General features: G+C 71.5%; 15 protein-coding genes. 6 read left to right on the top strand and 9 right to left on the bottom strand.

Annotation, left to right across the window (positions count from 1 at the left end; genetic code table 11):
• Positions 1-29: 29 nt before the first annotated feature.
• Positions 30-977: a proline dehydrogenase family protein gene (locus tag ACILSK_RS13270; protein WP_395727741.1), complete on the bottom strand. Its 948-nt coding sequence runs from the start codon at positions 975-977 to the stop codon at positions 30-32.
• 113 nt (positions 978-1090) lie between these two features.
• On the bottom strand, positions 1091-1591 hold the full coding sequence (locus ACILSK_RS13265) for a hypothetical protein (protein WP_395727635.1): 501 nt from the start codon (positions 1589-1591) through the stop codon (positions 1091-1093).
• A gap of 73 nt (positions 1592-1664) precedes the next feature.
• Here ACILSK_RS13265 and ACILSK_RS13260 point away from each other — a divergent pair, with 73 nt between their 5' ends.
• The 3 genes from ACILSK_RS13260 to ACILSK_RS13250 all read left to right on the top strand — a co-directional run bounded on the left by ACILSK_RS13260 (position 1665) and on the right by ACILSK_RS13250 (position 3860).
• Positions 1665-2426, top strand: a complete 762-nt coding sequence (locus ACILSK_RS13260) for an SDR family NAD(P)-dependent oxidoreductase (RefSeq protein ID WP_395727634.1) — start codon at positions 1665-1667, stop codon at positions 2424-2426.
• A 116-nt stretch (positions 2427-2542) separates the two neighbouring features.
• Positions 2543-3109: a DUF6474 family protein gene (locus ACILSK_RS13255; protein ID WP_395727633.1), complete on the top strand. Its 567-nt coding sequence runs from the start codon at positions 2543-2545 to the stop codon at positions 3107-3109.
• A 22-nt stretch (positions 3110-3131) separates the two neighbouring features.
• Complete coding sequence (locus ACILSK_RS13250; RefSeq protein WP_395727632.1) at positions 3132-3860, top strand: copper resistance protein CopC; 729 nt, start codon at positions 3132-3134, stop codon at positions 3858-3860.
• On the opposite strand, the gene ACILSK_RS13245 is transcribed toward ACILSK_RS13250, so the two are convergent.
• The 5 genes from ACILSK_RS13245 to ACILSK_RS13225 all read right to left on the bottom strand — a co-directional run bounded on the left by ACILSK_RS13245 (position 3840) and on the right by ACILSK_RS13225 (position 9472).
• The gene (locus ACILSK_RS13245) at positions 3840-4781 is read right to left on the bottom strand and encodes an SDR family NAD(P)-dependent oxidoreductase (RefSeq protein ID WP_395727631.1); all 942 of its coding nucleotides are present in this window, start codon (positions 4779-4781) and stop codon (positions 3840-3842) included. The two genes, ACILSK_RS13250 and ACILSK_RS13245, sit on opposite strands and share 21 nt — an antisense overlap.
• Positions 4782-4809: 28 nt before the next feature.
• Positions 4810-6126: an AI-2E family transporter gene (locus ACILSK_RS13240; protein ID WP_395727630.1), complete on the bottom strand. Its 1317-nt coding sequence runs from the start codon at positions 6124-6126 to the stop codon at positions 4810-4812.
• A 56-nt stretch (positions 6127-6182) separates the two neighbouring features.
• A complete protein-coding gene (locus ACILSK_RS13235; protein WP_395727629.1) occupies positions 6183-6524 on the bottom strand; it encodes a GNAT family N-acetyltransferase in 342 nt (113 codons plus the stop codon).
• An 84-nt stretch (positions 6525-6608) separates the two neighbouring features.
• Positions 6609-8033 carry a diguanylate cyclase domain-containing protein gene (locus ACILSK_RS13230; protein ID WP_395727628.1) on the bottom strand — a complete coding sequence of 475 codons (1425 nt, stop codon included), beginning with the start codon at positions 8031-8033 and terminating at the stop codon, positions 6609-6611.
• Positions 8034-8074: 41 nt separating this feature from the next.
• Positions 8075-9472 carry a diguanylate cyclase domain-containing protein gene (locus tag ACILSK_RS13225; RefSeq protein ID WP_395727627.1) on the bottom strand — a complete coding sequence of 466 codons (1398 nt, stop codon included), beginning with the start codon at positions 9470-9472 and terminating at the stop codon, positions 8075-8077.
• A 378-nt stretch (positions 9473-9850) separates the two neighbouring features.
• On the opposite strand from ACILSK_RS13225, the gene ACILSK_RS13220 reads away from it, so the two are divergent.
• The 3 genes from ACILSK_RS13220 to ACILSK_RS13210 all read left to right on the top strand — a co-directional run bounded on the left by ACILSK_RS13220 (position 9851) and on the right by ACILSK_RS13210 (position 13496).
• Positions 9851-11515 (top strand): FAD-binding dehydrogenase, encoded by a 1665-nt coding sequence (locus tag ACILSK_RS13220; RefSeq protein WP_395727626.1) that lies wholly within the window; start codon positions 9851-9853, stop codon positions 11513-11515.
• A 29-nt stretch (positions 11516-11544) separates the two neighbouring features.
• A complete protein-coding gene (locus ACILSK_RS13215; RefSeq protein ID WP_395727625.1) occupies positions 11545-12339 on the top strand; it encodes an LLM class F420-dependent oxidoreductase in 795 nt (264 codons plus the stop codon).
• Between the two features lie 212 nt (positions 12340-12551).
• A complete protein-coding gene (locus tag ACILSK_RS13210; RefSeq protein WP_395727624.1) occupies positions 12552-13496 on the top strand; it encodes an alpha/beta fold hydrolase in 945 nt (314 codons plus the stop codon).
• 19 nt (positions 13497-13515) lie between these two features.
• Here the strand turns inward: ACILSK_RS13210 and ACILSK_RS13205 are convergent, their stop codons facing one another.
• The gene (locus ACILSK_RS13205; protein WP_395727623.1) at positions 13516-14931 is read right to left on the bottom strand and encodes a GH1 family beta-glucosidase; all 1416 of its coding nucleotides are present in this window, start codon (positions 14929-14931) and stop codon (positions 13516-13518) included.
• Between the two features lie 20 nt (positions 14932-14951).
• Complete coding sequence (gene yicI, locus ACILSK_RS13200; protein WP_395727622.1) at positions 14952-17237, bottom strand: alpha-xylosidase; 2286 nt, start codon at positions 17235-17237, stop codon at positions 14952-14954.
• Positions 17238-17259: the final 22 nt, after the last annotated feature.

The following is a 17259-nucleotide window of genomic DNA, read 5'->3' as shown; positions in this document are numbered from 1 at the left end:
ACAACTGTTCCGGACTGCGGTCGAGCGGGTCAGGACTTGCTGGTCAGGGAACGCAGGAAGAACAGCATGTTGGCGGGTCGCTCGGCCAGCCGGCGAGTGAAGTAGCCGTACCAATCGGAGCCGTAGGGAACGTAGACCCGAACCGTTCTGCCCGCGGCGACCAGCCGGCGCTGCTCGTCCGGCCGGATCCCGTACAGCATCTGGTGCTCCCAGCGGTCGGCGGTGCGGCCGGCATCGGCGGCCAATCTGTCCGCGATGGCCACGATCCGCGGGTCGTGCGAGGCGATCATCGGGTAGCCCTTGCCGTGCATCAGCACCTTCATCGCCCGCACATAGGCCAGATCGATCTGCTCCGGATCGGTGTAGGCGACGTCGGCGGGTTCGTGATAGGCGCCCTTGACCAGCCGCACCCGGGACCCCGGGCCGGTGAGCTCGGCCAGGTCCGCGGGAGTGCGCAGCAGCATCGCCTGGATCGCGACGCCGACGTCGGGATGGCTGCGCCGCAGCTCGAACAGCACCTCCAAAGTCTGGTCGATCGTCGTATGGTCCTCGATGTCCAGATTGACCCGGGCCCCCGCGGCGTACGCGGCGTCGGTGATTCGCCGGACGCCGTCCAGTGCGTACGCGTTGCCGCCGGCGGGCAGCTCCGGCGAAGCAAGCAAGGCCTGGCCAACCGCGGAGAGCTTGACCGACAGCTCCGTCCCGGCCACCTGCCCCGCGGCGGTCAAGGCCTCGAGCACGTCCAGATACGCCGCCACCGTCGCATCGGCGGTGGCGCGGTCGGTGGTGTCCTCGCCGAGGTGGTCGAGGGTGACCTGCAACCCGGCGGCGCGCAGTTCGACCACCGCGGCAACGGCGTCGGCACTGGTCTCACCCGGGATGAACCGGTCGACCACCGACTTGGTGATGGGTGTGGACACCAGGGCGTCCCGAACCGCGCGGTTGCCGGACAGAGCCAGGATCGGCTTGCGCAACAGGAACATCGTCGCCTCCTCCGGACCTGTCCGCCGACGCCGGATCGGGCCGGCGGGCGGATACCCCGGTCGTCGTTCACCATCTCAGCACGTGCCGGCGAGCTCCGTCAGTCCGGTCATCGGCGAAGGCCGACGGATCCGACGATCAGCCAGATCGCGCCGGCCGCGCCGAGCACGGCGGCCGGGGTCAGCACCAGGTAGGTGGTGTTCCGGGTGCCGGCCGCCGCCCCGGCGAGCACGGCGACGACCAGCACCACCAGCAGGGCTGCTCCGAGCGCGACGATCCACCGGATGCCGGCTCGCCCCGGCGACCGGCCGGCGGCGACGGCGGCGCCGAGGCAGCCCAGCCCGACGACCGCGAGCAGCAGGAACAGCCCGCTGGGCAGCGCCGGCACCGCGCCGCGCACCAACTGGAGCAGGGTGTACTGCTCGTCGGGATCCTTGCGGTGATGCACGATGACCAGCGGGGTCACAGTGGCCAGCACGAGCAGCGTGACCGGGGCGAGCGGCAGCGATCGTCGCCGGGCCCGCGCCAGCTCCTCGACCTGAACCGCGATGGCGGTCAGCCGCCGCGCGGTGGCCGCCTCGGCCGGGGCGGAATTGAATTGGTTCGGCATACCGTCGAGATTGGACGGCGGCCCTGAACGGCCGCTGAAGGTCCGCTCAAGATCATCCGCCGCTGGAGGCGACATGGAACTCGCAGGATCGTCCGCTCTGGTCACCGGGGCCGCCTCCGGGCTCGGCGCGGCGACCGCAACGGCGCTGGCCGGAGCCGGGGTGGCGGTGGTGGGCCTGGACCTGGCGACCGCCTGGGACCGGGCGGCGGCCCCGCCGGCCGGCATGACGGCGGCCTCCGGTGACGTCACCGACCCGGACGCCGTGCAGGCGGCGGTCGACGCGGCGGTCGGTGCGGCACCGTTGCGGATCGCGGTGAATTGCGCGGGGCTGGGGACGGCCGGACGGATCCTGTCCCGTTCCGGTGTGCACGACCTCGCGCTGTTCGACCGGGTGATCCGGGTCAACCTGGTCGGCACGTTCAACGTGCTCCGGCTGGCCGCCGCGGCGATCGCCGCCACCGAGCCCGTGGATGACGCCGGTCAGCGCGGGCTGATCGTGAACACCGCCTCGGTCGCCGCCTTCGACGGGCAGATCGGGCAGGCCGCCTATGCGGCCTCCAAGGGCGGCGTCGTCGGGTTGACCCTGCCGGCGGCCCGGGACCTCGCCCAATTCGGCATCCGGGTCGTCGCGATCGCGCCGGGCATCATCGATACCCCCATGCTCGCCGGCATCACCGAGGAGTTCCGCGTCGCGCTGGCCGCCGGGGTGCCCCATCCGTCGCGGCTCGGCCGTCCCGACGAGTACGCCCGGCTGGTGCTGGCGATCGCCGATCTCGACTACCTCAACGGTGAAGTGATCCGGCTCGACGGCGCGCTGCGGATGCCGCCGCGCTGACTGTCCGCACCGGGCCTGACCGGCCCAGCACGCCCGGCCACCGTGCCGGATGGCGAGGCTGGCCGGGACCACCCGGGCGCCGCACCAGATGCGACCGGGGCGAGGAGGGAGCAGGCGTGGCGCTGCGTCGCAAGTCCCGCACGAAGGCGGCGAGATCGTCGGGTTCGGCCACCGGTAGTTCCACCCCACCGGCCAAAGGAAGTCCGACCAAGAGCGGCCGGGGCAAGGCGGGCACCGGCGGCATGGTGGCCCTGCTGAGCGACCCGCGGGCGATGCGCCGCATGCTGCTGGCCGCCAAGATCGTCGGACCGGCGGTGGCCGCCGGCGCGCTGCGCGCCTCGACCGGCGTCCGCGGTGTGCTCGACGAGCGGCGGGCCAAGCAGCTCGGGGTGCCGATCGACGACGTCGCCGAGTACCGCGGGGCGGCCGGAGCAGCACAGGCCCGGATCGCCGGACTGCGCAACGCGCTGGGCGACCTGCGTGCGCGGCGGGGCACCGACCCGAAGGTCGCCCGCTTCGTGGAGAGCACGACGGCCCGGCTCGGTGAACTGTCGGCCGCAGCGGCGGCCACCGCCTCGATGCCGACACCGACCCGGCGGTCGGCCCTGCGCGCCGTCTCGGCCGATCTGGACGACGTCGACTCCCAGCTGATGTCGTACCTGGTCGGGCCGCGCGCCGCGTGATTGGCCCGACCCGAGGACGTTCATGACGCGGCGCGGGGCCGGCCGGCCGGCGCGGGTGGTGCTCGTCCTTGCCCTCGCACTGCTCGTGACCGTCAGCTTTGCCGGCACCGCCTCCGCGCACGCCACGTTGATCGGCAGCGACCCCGCCGACGGAGCCACGCTGTCGACCGCCCCGACCACGGTGACCCTGACCTTCGACGACTCGCTCGAGAACTTCGAGCCGGTCGTCTCGGTGACCGGACCGGACGGCAGTCAGTTCCAGGCGGGTGAAGCCACCATCGATGGGGCCACCCTGAGCAGCCGAGTGCTTCCGTTGACCGCGCCAGGCACCTACACGATTGCCTACCGGGTGGTCTCGGACGACGGTCACCCCGTGGAGGGTCAGGTCCGCTTCGACCTCGCGGTCCCACCGCCAGTCGACCCGGCGTCGACCTCGGCCCCCGTCACCTCGGCCCCCGTCACCTCGGCCCCCGTCACCTCGGCCCCCGTCACCTCGGCCCCCGTGACCTCGAGCTCCGGCACGTCGCCGGCCCCGGCGTCGTCCGCGTCGGCGTCCTCGCCGGCCGCAGCCACGGTCACGTCAGGTGCGGACACCGCTGCGGCGGCCTCGTCGAGCGGATGGTCGACCTGGCTGTGGCTCGGCGTCGCGGTGCTGCTGTTGTTGGCGTTCGGCGTGTCGATGATCGTCCGGCGGCGGCTGGCCGCCCGGGCGGGGGCGCGTTCCGACGACTCAACCGGCGCGGACGGCTGATTCGGCGCCGGGCAACGGCTCCACGCCGGTCAGCTCGGCGGAGCGGCCCCACAACCAGCCCGCCTCGGTCGAGTCGGCCATCGGACGCGGAGCGGACCGGGAGGTCGGCGCGCCACGGACCAGGAATCGCGGGCCGACCACGGCGCCCCCGCTGACCCCGGGCGCGGTCGCCGCCGCGACTTCGGACCGGGCGCCGGCGGCCGGTGAGCTGCCCAACAGCGCGGTGGCCCGCCGCGACAGGACGACGAACCGACCGGCGCCGTCGTCGGGTTGCGCGACCGCGGTGGCCGACCAGCCCGGGTGGGCCAGCACGCTCACGACCCGCGCACCCGCCGCCTGTAACCGGCGGTCCAGTTCGACCGCGAACAGCCCCACCGCGAGCTTGGACTGGCTGTAGGCGCCCATCGGGGTGTACTCGCCGGTCAGGCCGAGGCCGTGGTCCAGCCGGCGGGCACGACGCGCGGCGAGCGAGGTGACGCTGACGATGCGCGCCGCCGGCGATCGCTCGAGCGCCGGCAGCAGGCGCGCGGTCAGCGCGAAGTGTCCGAGGTGGTTGACCCCCATGTGCAACTCGAAGCCGTCCGCGGTGAACTCACGGCGCGGCACCAGCATCACCCCGGCGTTGTTGACCAGCAGGTCGAGCGGCCCGGCGGCGACCTGCGCCGCGGCGAAATCGGCGATCGAGTCCAGGCTGGCCAGGTCCAGGTGGACGACCCGCACCGAGGCGTCGTCGAACTCCTGCCGGATCCGCAGGGACGCTGCGACACCCTTGTCCAGGTCGCGCACGGCCAGGACGACCTCGGCGCCGGCGCCGGCCAGCAGCCGGGCCGCGGCGAACCCCAGTCCGGTGTTCGCACCGGTCACGATCGCCCGGCGGCCCACCTGGTCGGGCAGTCCGATGCTGTGCCATCGCCCCTTCACCGGAGCCATTCGACCCCCCGGCCATCCGTCACGAACGCTCCTGTATCGGCATGATCACTTCGCGGACGATCAGCATGATCGCCGCCGCCACCGGCACGGCCAGGATGGCCCCGGTGACGCCCAGCAGCGCCCCACCGATCAGGATCGCGACCACCACCCCGCCGGTGGAGATGTTCACGGTTCGGCGCATCACCCGCGGGTACAGCCAGTAGGCCTCGAACAGATGCTGGCACAGGTAGAACCCGCCCGACACGATGCCGATGGCCACGCCCTGGGTGAAGCCGATGAGGGTGATCGAGATGCCGACGATGATCGGGCCGACGACCGGGATGAAGTCGAGCACGGCGGCACCGAGACCGATCGCCCAGGGGTAGGGCAGGCCGATGATCGCCGAGAAGGTGCCCGCGACGAGTCCGGCCTGGACGGCGATGATCGTCGCGCCGGACAGATAGCCGCCCATCTGCTTGAGGATGCGGTCGCTCAGGTCCATCACCCGCGCCCGTCGGGAAGCGGGCACCAACCGGTAGGCCGCGGCCTTGATCCGGGCGAAGCCGGCCAGGAAGTACAGGGTCAGCACCAGCACGATGAACAGCTCGGCGAACACCGCCGCCACCGTGAACCCCGCCGACAGGATGCCGCCGGCCGCGCCGCTGCCGACGCTCTGCACGATGTTGGAATTCCGCAGCGCCTCCAACAGACCGAACCGCTGATCGAGATCGTGCACCGTCTCGTTGGTCTGCAGGTTCGTGATCAGGGTCGGCACCGACTCGACGAACGATCCGACCTCGTTGACGATCGGCGGGATGATCGCGTACACCGCGGCGGCGATGACCAGCAGCAGTCCGAGGAAGACGACGGCCACCCCGGCGCCCCGCCGCAGTCCGCGCCGGGTCATCATCGAGACCAGCGGGTCGAGGCCGATGGCCAGCAGCGTGGCGATCGCGATCATCACCAGGGTGTCCCGGATGCTGTCGAGCACCAGGAACGTGATGTAGGCGATCAGCACGCCCAGGCCACCGAAGAATCCCCACTGGAAGGGGGACGCCCGGCTACGGGCGACCCGATCGCCAGCCTCCGCGGCAACCGGCGATACCGCGTCGGGGGTGGCCGCGGCCGTCGCGGCACGGTCGGCCACCACCCGGGCGGACAGCGTGTGGATCGCGGTGCGGAGACCGGCGCGGCTGCGCCGCCATCGCTCGGAACGGGCCGCCGAGGCGTCCGTCGATCCGTCGACCCGTTCGTCGGCTTCGCCCGCCGTCAGCTGGTCACGGGCCAATTCGGCCAGGGCGTCGTCGATCGCGGCGTCCAGGGCTTCATCCGTCGCGTGCCGATCGTCGCCCCCCACGCCGGGATCGGGTGACGGCTCCGAGGCTCCCGAACCACCCGGGCGGGCTGCCGCCATCAGGTCGTGACGAGATCTTCGTAGTCGGGATGGTCGCCGATCCACCAGGACACGTACGGGCAGGTGGGCACGATCTTGACGCCCTCCTCCCGAGCCGCGTTCAGCACCTCACGGACCAGGTCGGAGGCGACCCCGTAGCCCCGCGAGGCCGGCTCGGTGTAGGTGTGCACGATGTTCCACTTGCCGGGCAACCGCCGGTAGTCGGCCACGGCGACCTCCCGCCCGTCGATCTCCAGCACGAACCGGCCGTGGGACTTCTGGTGCTCGATCGCCCGGGTCCGGGTCGGTCCGGCCCCGAGAGGTTCGAGGTTGGTCAGGTCCTGGGTGCTCTGATCGGACATCCCGACCCCTTCTGCAATGGTCTGACGGCGTGAGTCGCAGCCGCTGGCATCGTGGCACATCCGCGCCACGCCGCTCGCCGAGGGTCACCGGGCGGGCGCGGCCTGCGCACCCCCATCATGCGCCGGGAGTATGCCCGCCTGCGCGCCGGTCCACACCGGATCCCAGCCGGTCCCGGTGGCAGCCGACCGGGCCATCCGCTCCTCAGGGGCGTCAGCGCCGGTCCCGGCGGCCGGCCCGCCGGGGCAGGTGTCCGATTCAGTCCCGTCGAACCCGTCCGGGCAGCCGGTCGCGGCGGCCGGCTCCGGCGCCCCGGTCCGGGCCGGCCGGGCCGCCTTCGCCGCATACAGGCGGGCGTCGGCCCGCTGCAACAGCGCCATCGGGTCGGTGTCGCGCCGGTCGGCCTGCGACCAGCCCACAGTGATCCCCACCCGCACCGAGCGACCGGGAATCTCGACCGGGCGCGCGACCGCAGCCCGGATCCGCGCGGCGACCTCCTCCGGCTGCGGCTGTCCCGAACCGCCGGCCAGCAGCACCGCGAACTCGTCACCGCCGAACCGGGCGATCACGTCGGTGGATCGGATGGCGTCCGCCAACCGGCGGGCCACCTCCACCAGGACGCGATCCCCGACGAGGTGGCCGAGCTCGTCGTTGACCTGCTTGAACCGGTCCAGGTCGACCAGCAGCACCATCACCGGGTGCCGCTCGATGTCGTGGGCCGACAACCTGGCGGTGAGCTGACCCAGCAGGTAGGCCCGGTTGGGCACCCCCGTCAGCGGATCCGTGCCGGCCTGCGTGGTGCGCGAGGTGACGGCCCGCAACCCGGCCAACGCCGCGATCATGGCAATGGCCAGAAGCGGGAGCAGCACGGGCTGGGTCGCCGCCAGCACCGCCGGGATCGGCGCGGTCAGGTCGAGGGTGCCGATCGTCACCTGCCGGCGCCAATCGGTCAGGTAGGCCCTCGGCGTGGTGGCCCGGGCCAGCACCTGGGACGTCAGCACCAGGAGGACGTTCAGTCCCTCGATAACGACGGTCAGTACGACGGTGATCGGCAGGATCGCCCAGCCCGGAACCTGGTCCGTCCAGGAGAACCAGTGCCAGATCACCGCCAGCACCCCGGCCGCGGCCAGCCCCTGAATCCCCCACAGAGCGGTGTTGAGGACCACCCGCCACCAGCGCATCCGCAACGCCAGCGTCATCGCCAGCCCGGCGATCACGAAGACAATGGCCGAGTGTGGGCCATACACCATCAGTGCCGCGATCGCCAGGGGGGTGGAGAAGATGAACTCCCCGAACGGGTTCGTGTCCCGCATCCACGGCAGGGTCGGGTAGAAGTCGGCCAGCAGGATCAGCGCCAGCAGCAGGAGTGCGCCGGGCTCGCGGATGATCGCCGCGAGATCGGGACCCGGCGCGAAGGCGTGCAGGGCGCCGAACCCGGCGCCGAGCGCGAGCACGCAGCCGGCCAGCCAGCAGCGGAACCGGACGGGTGTCCGGCGCAGTGGGACGGTCATCGGCCCGGCGACCGGATTCGGCGGGTCCGGCTTCCCTCGCCTCATCGGAGCGGCGATTCCCGGAGCACCGACGGGGCGCCGTCGACGGGCGTCGACGACCAGTAGACCCCCGGCCAGCCGCCCGTCGGGGTCGTGGCGGCGCCCTGCAGGCTCAACGAACACAGCGGCTCGAACGCCGGGCGCGGGGGCGCCGGATCCGTTGCTCGGGTCAGTCGGGACCGTTGGCCGTCGCTGCGTCGCTTGTTGCGGTACATGTCGAGGTCGGCCTGGGCCAGCAGGCCCAGCACGTCCATGGCCGGATCGTCGGTCGTTGCCACGCCGACCGAGCCGCCCACCACGATGGGCAGGCCATCGACCGTGATCGGCTCGACCAACGCCGACCGGAAGGCCTGGACGCCCGCGCGCACCTGCTCGGCCGCCATCCCGGGAGCCAGCACGACCGCGAACTCGTCACCGCCGTATCGGGCAACCACGTCGTTGCGACCGGCGGTCGCCTGCAGCCGGGCCGCGACCTGGCACAGAACCTGATCCCCCACCAGATGGCCGTGGGTGTCATTCACCTGCTTGAACCGGTCCAAGTCGATCAGCAGCAGGGTGACCGCGTCGTCGGCACCGACGTCCGCGATCCGGCCGGACAACACCCGGATCAGCCGCAGCCGGTTCGCCAGCCCGGTGAGCGGGTCCGTCCGGGCCGCGGTCGTGCTGCGGTACATCGTGCTGGACAGCTGGTTCAGGGAGATGATCACGATCGCCATGGACGGCAGGGCCCACCAGCCGTCCAGGGCCAGCGCGGCCAGCAGCGGCGCCGCGATCAGGCTGACCCCCCAGATCCGCACGCTCCGGTTGAACCAGGCGCGTTGCGCGCGCCAGGTGTTCACGCCCAGCTCGATCTGCGCCCATCCGGTGAGGCCGGCCGCCAGGGCCACGACCAGGGCACCCATCAACAGGCCCCAACTGGCCAACCGCCATCCGCCCGCGGGCATGAGCGGGTCGAAGGTGTCCGCGTACCGGGCCAGGGCGGCCATGGTCAGCCCGATCAGCCCCATCGCCACCATGTTCAGCGCGATCAGCCACCATCGGCCGGCCCGCCGGGAATAGGCCGCCGTGAACCCGGAGACCAGGAAGAGGACCGAGGCGGCCGGCCCGAACGCGAGGACGGCGGCCAGCGACAGAGCCGCCGACCAGGAGAAGGTGACACGGCTCCGGACGTCGCGCATCGACGGGACGAGCGGATACAGATCGGCGAGCAACACCAGCGCCGTCAGCAACAGGAATCCTGGTGCGGCCAGGACCCGCGCCGGACCGGGCTCGACCGAACGCCGGAACAGCACCGCGTACCCCACCAGCACGACGATCCCGCCGGCAGCCAGCAGCAGGCGAAACCGTCTCGGGGTGGCCCGCAATGGTGCCCAGGCGATATCCGGCGTCGATCGACTCACGTCCCCTGCCCCTCCCCGGGCCTGACCACAGATCGTACTCGTCTGGTCGCAACCTGAACTGTCGAACGACAACGGCCGACCACCGTCACGATCACCCGGCAGCGGGCCCCGGCGCGGTAGCCGGTCAGGACCCGACCCCGGTCGAGATCGCATTGATCGACCACGTCGACCCCCTGAGGGTTCGGGTCGACGACCTCGCTAGCCCTCATCGGCGTGGCTCGACCCACATCACACCCGTGGGAGTGGCATCGACTCGTCGGTGATACCCGCCTGAGCGGATCGGCGGTCGAGGGCGATACCGGTCGGCCGTCGCCACCAACCGCATCCGCTCCGGGGCTGCCCGGCGCGTCGCCGGCCGGCGTGTGGCAGGGTCGATCCATGGCGGACGCGGACATCATCGTGGTCGGTGCGGGGCTGGCCGGTCTGGTCGCGGCGATCGGGGCCGCCGACGCCGGACGTTCGGTGCTGGTGCTCGATCAGGAGGGTCCGGAGAGCCTGGGCGGGCAGGCGTGGTGGTCGTTGGGCGGGCTGTTCCTGGTGAATTCGCCCGAGCAACGGCGCCTGCGGATCAGGGACTCGGTGGACCTGGCCTACGAGGACTGGATGGGTTCCGCCGGCTTCGATCGGCCCGAGGACCACTGGCCGCGGGAGTGGGCCAAGGCCTATCTCGATTTCGCGGCGGGCGAGAAGCGGGCGTGGCTCAAGGACATGGGCATCGGGTTGTTCCCGGTGGTGCAATGGGCCGAGCGCGGCGGATACGAGGTCGGCGCGCACGGCAATTCGGTGCCGCGATTCCACGTGACCTGGGGGTCGGGACCCGGGGTGGTGGATCCGTTCATCCGCCGGATCTCCGAACTGGAGCGGGCGGGCCGGGTCACGGTGCGGTTCCGGCACCGGGTGACGGCCCTGACCGTCGACGGCGGCCGGGTGACCGGCGCAGCGGGCGAGGTGCTGGAGCCCACGACGGGCGAGCGGGGCGAACCGTCGTCCCGGTCGGTGGTCGGCGACTTCTCGCTCACCGGCTCGGCGGTGATCGTGGCGTCCGGCGGGATGGGTGCCAACCACGAACTGGTGCGCCGGTACTGGCCCGGCGGGCCCGGGGCGGCACCCGCCGAGCTGCTCTCCGGTGTGCCCGACGGCACCGACGGCCTGATGCTCGGGGTGGCCGAGCGCGCCGGCGGCCGGACCATCAACCTGGACCGGATGTGGCACTACCCGGAGGGCGTGCGCAATCACTCGCCGGTGTGGACCGGGCACGGCATCCGGATCCTGTCCGGGCCGAGCCCCCTGTGGCTGGACGCCTTCGGCCGGCGACTGCCGGCACCGCTGTTCCCCGGCTTCGACTCGCTCGGCGCGCTGCGGCACATCCTGACCACCGGCCGGTCGCACTCCTGGTTCCTGCTCGATCGGCAGACCGTCGGCCCGGAGTTCGGTCTGTCCGGCTCGGAGCAGAACCCCGACTTCGCCGCCAAGTCGGTCAAGTTGGTGCTGACGACGCGGGCCGGCGGGAAGATCACGCCGCCGGTGCAGGCGTTCCTGGACAAGGGCGTCGATTTCCTCACCGCGCCGACCGTCGCCGAACTCGTCGGAAAGATGAACGCGCTGGTCGGCGAGGACCTGGTCGACGCCGACGCCGTCGCCGACCTGATCCGGTTGCGCGACCACCAGGTGCGGACCGGCCTGGGCAAGGATCCGCAACTGGTAGCCACGGCCGGCGCCCGCCGGTACTTCGGTGACCGGCGGATGCGGGTCTCCCCGGCGCACGAGTGGCTCCCCGACGAGTCCGGGGCCAAGAACGGCCCGCTCATCGCGGTTCGGCTGTCCGTGATCACCCGCAAGACTCTCGGTGGGCTGGAGACCGATCTGTCGGCGCGCGTGCTGGGCGCGAACGGCGAGGTGGTTCCCGGCCTGTACGCGGTCGGTGAGGCGGCCGGATTCGGCGGCGGCGGCATGCACGGGTACCGGGCCCTGGAGGGCAGCTTCCTCGGTGGCTGCCTGTTCTCCGGCCGGACCGCCGGTCGGGCCGCCGCCGGAGCGGTCTGATGGGCCACCGGCGGGATGGGAACAATGGCATGACGCCGTCGACCCGGCCGATCCGCCTCGGCATCCAGCTCCAACCGCAACACGCCGACTACGCCCGGATCCGCGACGCGGTGCGGCGCGCCGAGGACCTGGGCGTCGACGTCATCTTCAACTGGGACCACTTCTTCCCGCTCAACGGCGACCCCGAGGGAAAGCACTTCGAGTGCTGGACCATGCTGGGGGCCTGGGCCGAGCAGACCGAACGGGTCGAGTTCGGTGCCCTGGTGTCCGGCGGCGGCTACCGCAATCCCGACCTGCTCGCCGACATGGCTCGCACGATCGACCACATCTCCGGCGGGCGGCTGATCTTCGGTATCGGTGGCGGCTGGTTCGCCAAGGACTACGACGAGTACGGGTACCCCTTTGGCACCCCGGGCAGCCGGCTGAACCTGCTGGGCGAGAACCTGCAGCGGATCACCGATCGCTGGGCCCGCCTCAACCCGCCGCCGACCCGGCCGATCCCGGTGCTGATCGGTGGCGGCGGCGAGCGCAAGACCCTGCGTCATGTCGCCCGGTACGCCACCATCTGGCACGCGTTCGGCGGCCCGGACACCCAGGCCCGCAAGGCCGCCGTGCTCGCCGAGCATTGCGCCGCGATCGGCCGGGACCCGGCGCAGATCGAACGGTCCACCGCCATTCCGTCCGGTGGGGTGCCGGCCGCCGACCAATTGATCGACCTGGGGGTCTCGCTGTTCACCATCGGGGTGACCGGACCGGACTACGACCTGGCGGACGTGCCGGCGTGGATCGATTGGCGCGATCGGCGCAACTCGGACCGCGTGTGACGCGTTCCGCCGGGGTTCATCAAAAAGTCACGTCACAGATCGGTATCGACACGCCGTGTACCCCCCTCTGGTGCGCATATAAAGGCTGAGTGAGTCGTGCGCGCCCACGACGCGACGTCCCCGTCCGGGGTCGTCGATCTGGGTTCGCCGGTTCCGCGGGGTGAACGACTGCCCGCCGGATGGTCGGCGGGTCGAGGGGACGAAAGATCACGATGACGGCACTGCACGAGGCTCGCCTCCAGCCGGACGTTTACGACGACGACGACATTCTGCTTCCGTTGCTGGAGCACGCTCCGCACGCGGCGCTGCGGCTGCCGGACGGCCGGGCGATGGCCTGGGCCGAGTACGGGAGTTCACGCGGCCTGCCCTGCGTGCTCGTCCCCGACACCGGCTCGTCGCGGCTGGCACCGGGGTGGCTCCTGCACGACTCCGCCCTGCCGGCGGCCATCCGGTTGCTGGCGATCGACCGGCCGGGGATCGGCGCGTCCGACCCGATCGGCTTCGGTGGTACCGAACAGCCCGCGGAGGATCTGCGGCGGCTGGTGGAGACGCTCGCCGTCGGCCGGGTCGCGGTGATCGGCATCGGTCGCGGAGCCGATGACGCTTTCGCCTTCGCCGCCCGCTACCCCACCCTGGTGTCATCGGTGTCCGCGGTGTCGGTCCGGTTGCCTGGTACGGAACGCAGTCGACGCTCGCTCCGGCACCCGATCCGGGCGCCCCGGGCCTCGTGGTCCGGCCCGCTGGCGTGCTGGGTGCAGACCGCCGGCCGGGACGCCGATCTGACCCTGGAGTGGACCTGGCGGCGGATGATCGACCGGCTGCCCCAGACGGCGGCCGAGGTCCTCGGCGACCGGTGGATGGAGTCGGACTTCCGGGAGGCGGTGGCCGCCGATGCGGCGCTGATCAACCCGGCCTGGACCGCGCCGGCCCGAGCCGGTGAGATCCCGACGTGGGCGCTGGACCCTGCCGCGGTGCGGGTTCCGGTCGAGGTCTGGCACGGCAAGCACGAATCCGGCACCACGCTGGCCGCCGTGGAGGAGTTCGCGGGCGGCCTGCCGGGGTGGACGGTGCGCCCGGCGGCGGGCAGCTCGGCGGTGCTCGGGGCCTGGACGGACATCCTGGCCGGGGCGGCGCGGGGGTTCGCCGCCACGAATTGACCCCCGGCGCGCCGGCGGGTCAGACCGGCGGCAACTGGTTCGTCGCGATCAGCCGGGAATACCACTTCGCGGAGTCCTTGACCGTCCGCTCGAGGTTGTCGAAGTCGACGCGCACGATGCCGAACCGGCGGTCGTAGCCCCAGGCCCACTCGAAGTTGTCCAGCAGGGACCACAGGAAGTAGCCGCGGACGTCGGCGCCGGCGTCGACGGCCTGCCCGACTGCGTCGATGTGGTCGTGCAGGTACGACGTCCGATCCGCATCGGGCACCGAGCCGTCCTCGGCCACGGTGTCGTAGAACGCCGCGCCGTTCTCGGTGACCATCAGCGGCAGGTCCGGGTAGCGCCGGCTCATGTCGGTCAACAGCTCGACCATGCCGGATGGGTCGATGTTCCAGCCCATCGCGGTGTACGGCCCGGGCTGTGTGCGGAACTCGATGTCGTCGGCGCCGACCCACGGGCTGTGGCCGGTGTCGCCATGCCCGTCGGCGTGCTCCATCGGCCCGTCGCCGGTGTGCCGACGGGCCCGCGACGTCGAGTAGTAGTTGATGCCGAGCACGTCCAGCGGCACGGCGCAGGTCGCCTCGTCGCCGTCCTGCACGAACGACCAGTCGGAGACCGACTTGGTGTCGTCCAGCAGGTCCTTGGGGTAGGCGCCATCGAGCATCGGGCCGAGGAAAACCCGGTTGCCGATCGCGTCCAACTGCCGGATGGCGTCCCGGTCGGCCGCGGAGTCGGGATCGTCCGGCCGGGTGACGTGCAGGTTGAGCGTGACCGAGAGCTGGGTGTCGGCGCCGAGCGCGTCCCGGACCGCCCGGCCGGCCAGTCCGTGGGCCAGGTTCAGGTGGTGCGCGGCCTTGAGCGCGGATTCCGGTTCGGTGCGCCCCGGTGCGTGGATGCCCGAGGCGTAGCCGAGGAATGCCGAGCACCAGGGTTCGTTCAGCGTCGTCCAGGTCTCCACCCGGTCACCCAGGACGCCGGCAACGTGCGTGGCATAGTCGGCGAACCGGAAGGCGGTGTCCCGGTTGGTCCAGCCGCCCCGGTCCTCGAGGGCCTGCGGCAGGTCCCAGTGGTAGAGGGTGACGACGGGTCGCACGCCGCGCTCGAGCAGCCCGTCGACCAGCCGGGAGTAGAACTCGTCGCCCTTGGCGTTGAAGGCGCCGGAACCGTCCGGCTGGATGCGCGGCCACGCGATCGAGAACCGGTACGCCTGCAGGCCCAGGTCCTTGATGATGTCCAGGTCGGCGGACCACCGGTGGTAGTGATCGTCGGCCACGTCACCGGTGTCGCCGTTCATCACCTTGCCGGGGGTGTGGCTCAGGGTGTCCCAGATCGACGGGCCCCGGCCGTCCTCGGCGACCGCACCCTCGATCTGGTACGACGCGGTCGCCGACCCCCACAGGAAGCCCTCGGGAAAAATGCGCGGCGAGCTGGTCATGTCTGGGTCCTTCCGGTGGGTCACTGAGCGGCGTCGGGCAGCGTGAGGGTGACGGTAGCGGACAAGCCGGGCTCAGTGGAAGCGCTTCCACCGCTTTTTTCATCCGCTTGCCGGACGATCGACCACGCCTTTCCGGCCGGATCCGGGCCGCGGACGGTGACCTGCCGACCGTCCCGACGCACCGTGAACTCCACGTCACCGACGCGCAAGGATGCCTCGGTCAGGTCCGCCGGCTCGTACAGGTGCAGCGCGACGCCGTCCGCGTAGTCGTATTCCGGGCCGGCGTCGTGAGCGCCGATCGGCAGCACCGTGCCCGGCCGGACGAGCACCGGCAGGCTGTCGAACCCGTGCACCTCGTCCACCCACCGCGGTCCCTCGACGACCCGACCGTCCAGCAGCCCGGTCCACCGTCCGGCCGGGACGTAGTACCGGACATGCCCGTCGGCGTGGAACACCGGAGCCACCAGCAGCGAATCGCCGAGCATGTACTGCGTGCTCAGGTAGTCGGTGGCCGGATCGTCCGGGAACTCCATGGCCATCGGCCGGATCATCGGGGTGCCGTGCGCGACGACCTGGTCGGCCGCGCCGAGCAGGTATGGCATCAGCCTCATCCGCAGCTTGGTGAACTTCCGGGCGACATCGACCGCCTCGTCGTCGAACGCCCACGGCACCCGGTAGGAGTCCGACCCGTGCAGCCGGCTGTGTCCGGACAGCAGGCCGAAGGCGAGCCAGCGCTTGAACACGGCCGGGTCCGGGGTGCCCTCGAAACCGCCGATGTCGTGCGACCAGTAGCCGAACCCAGTGGACGCCAGCGAGAGGCCGCCGCGCAATGTCTCGGCCATCGAGACGAAGGTCGAGTCGTTGTCGCCGCCCCAGTGCACCGGGTACTGCTGACCGCCGGCGGTCGCCGACCGCGCGAACAGCACCGCCTCGCCGGTCCCCCGGCGCCGCTCCAGCAACTCGAAGACGGTCCGGTTGTACAGGTGGGTGTAGTAGTTGTGCATCCGCTGCGGGTCCGACCCGTCGAACCAGACGACGTCGGTCGGGATGCGCTCGCCGAAATCGGTCTTGAACGCATCGACCCCCTGATCCAGCAACCGCTCCAAGTGTCCGGCGAACCACTGGGCCGCGGCCGGGTTGGTGAAGTCGACCAGCGCCATGCCGGCCTGCCACAGGTCCCACTGCCAGACACTGCCGTCAGCCCGGGTGACCAGGTATCCCTTGGCCTTTCCCTCCTCGAACAGGCTGGACCGCTGCGCGATGTACGGATTGATCCACACGCAGATGCGCAGGCCCTTGGCCTTGAGCCGGGCGAGCATGGCCTCCGGCTCGGGAAAGGTCTCCGGGTCCCATTCGAAGTCGCACCAGCGGAACTCGCGCATCCAGAAGCAGTCGAAATGGAAGACGCTCAGGGGTATGTCGCGCTCGATCATGCCGTCGACGAAGCGGTTGACGGTGGCCTCGTCGTAGCTGGTGGTGAACGAAGTGGTCAGCCACAGGCCGTAGGACCACTCGGGCACCCGCGGGGGGCGGCCGGCCAGTGCGGTGTATCGCGCCAGGATCTGCTTGGGCGACGGGCCGAGGATGACGAAGTACTCGAGGCACTCGCCTGGTACCGAGAATTGGGTGCGGGACACCGCCTCGGACCCGATCTCGAAGCTGACCCGGTCCGGATGGTTGACGAAGATGCCGTAGCCCCGGTTGGTCCAGAAGAACGGAACGTTCTTGTAGGCCTGCTCGCTGCTGGTGCCGCCGTCGGCGTGCCAGATGTCGACGGTCTGGCCGTTCTTGACCAGCGGGCCGAACCGCTCGCCGAGGCCGTGGACGACCTCGCCGACGTCCAGGTCGAGCTGCTGGAAGACGTAGGGCCGGCCGGCCGGATCGGTGACCAGGCCGATACTCGTGGCCCCGCCGCCGGTCAACGACCGGCCGCCGGCGCTGAAGTCAAGGCGAAGCGGCCCTTCGCGGCGCAGCCGCACCGTCAACTCGCCGGTGCGGAGCGTTGCATCCTGGTCGTCGATCTCGATGACCGGTCGGACTTCGCGCGCGCCCGGCAGGGCGAAGTCGGGCCCGGGGTTGCGCCCGCCGGTGTGATGGTCGATCCGCACCCGGACGATCCCCTCGGCGGGGCTGGACAGGGTGATCGTGGCCGTCGGAGTGTTGAGCGTGTCGCCGCGAGTGGCGATGACCTTCGTCGACGCCAGCACCGACAGTTGCAGGTCGGTGACCTGTACGTCACGGGCCTGCCGGGGGTGGCGGACCTCGAAGCCCTTGCGCACCATCCAGTAGCCGTCACTGAAATGCATATCGGTCCCCTTTGAGCGTCTG

This window comes from Nakamurella sp. (genome assembly GCF_044224575.1).
Lineage (GTDB): Bacteria > Actinomycetota > Actinomycetes > Mycobacteriales > Nakamurellaceae > Nakamurella.
Note: the sequence above shows the minus strand (reverse complement) of the source record. Positions and strands in the feature narration are given on the sequence as shown.

Bases quoted from the DNA above. Each gene is read 5' to 3' on its own strand.
- yicI (WP_395727622.1), bottom strand. From the start codon at position 17,237: ATGCATTTCAGTGACGGCTACTGGATGGTGCGCAAGGGCTTCGAGGTC.
- ACILSK_RS13250 (WP_395727632.1), top strand. From the start codon at position 3,132: ATGACGCGGCGCGGGGCCGGCCGGCCGGCGCGGGTGGTGCTCGTCCTT.
- ACILSK_RS13215 (WP_395727625.1), top strand. From the start codon at position 11,545: ATGACGCCGTCGACCCGGCCGATCCGCCTCGGCATCCAGCTCCAACCG.
- ACILSK_RS13230 (WP_395727628.1), bottom strand. From the start codon at position 8,033: ATGACCGTCCCACTGCGCCGGACACCCGTCCGGTTCCGCTGCTGGCTG.
- ACILSK_RS13235 (WP_395727629.1), bottom strand. From the start codon at position 6,524: ATGTCCGATCAGAGCACCCAGGACCTGACCAACCTCGAACCTCTCGGG.
- ACILSK_RS13220 (WP_395727626.1), top strand. From the start codon at position 9,851: ATGGCGGACGCGGACATCATCGTGGTCGGTGCGGGGCTGGCCGGTCTG.
- ACILSK_RS13205 (WP_395727623.1), bottom strand. From the start codon at position 14,931: ATGACCAGCTCGCCGCGCATTTTTCCCGAGGGCTTCCTGTGGGGGTCG.
- ACILSK_RS13265 (WP_395727635.1), bottom strand. From the start codon at position 1,591: ATGCCGAACCAATTCAATTCCGCCCCGGCCGAGGCGGCCACCGCGCGG.
- ACILSK_RS13260 (WP_395727634.1), top strand. From the start codon at position 1,665: ATGGAACTCGCAGGATCGTCCGCTCTGGTCACCGGGGCCGCCTCCGGG.
- ACILSK_RS13210 (WP_395727624.1), top strand. From the start codon at position 12,552: ATGACGGCACTGCACGAGGCTCGCCTCCAGCCGGACGTTTACGACGAC.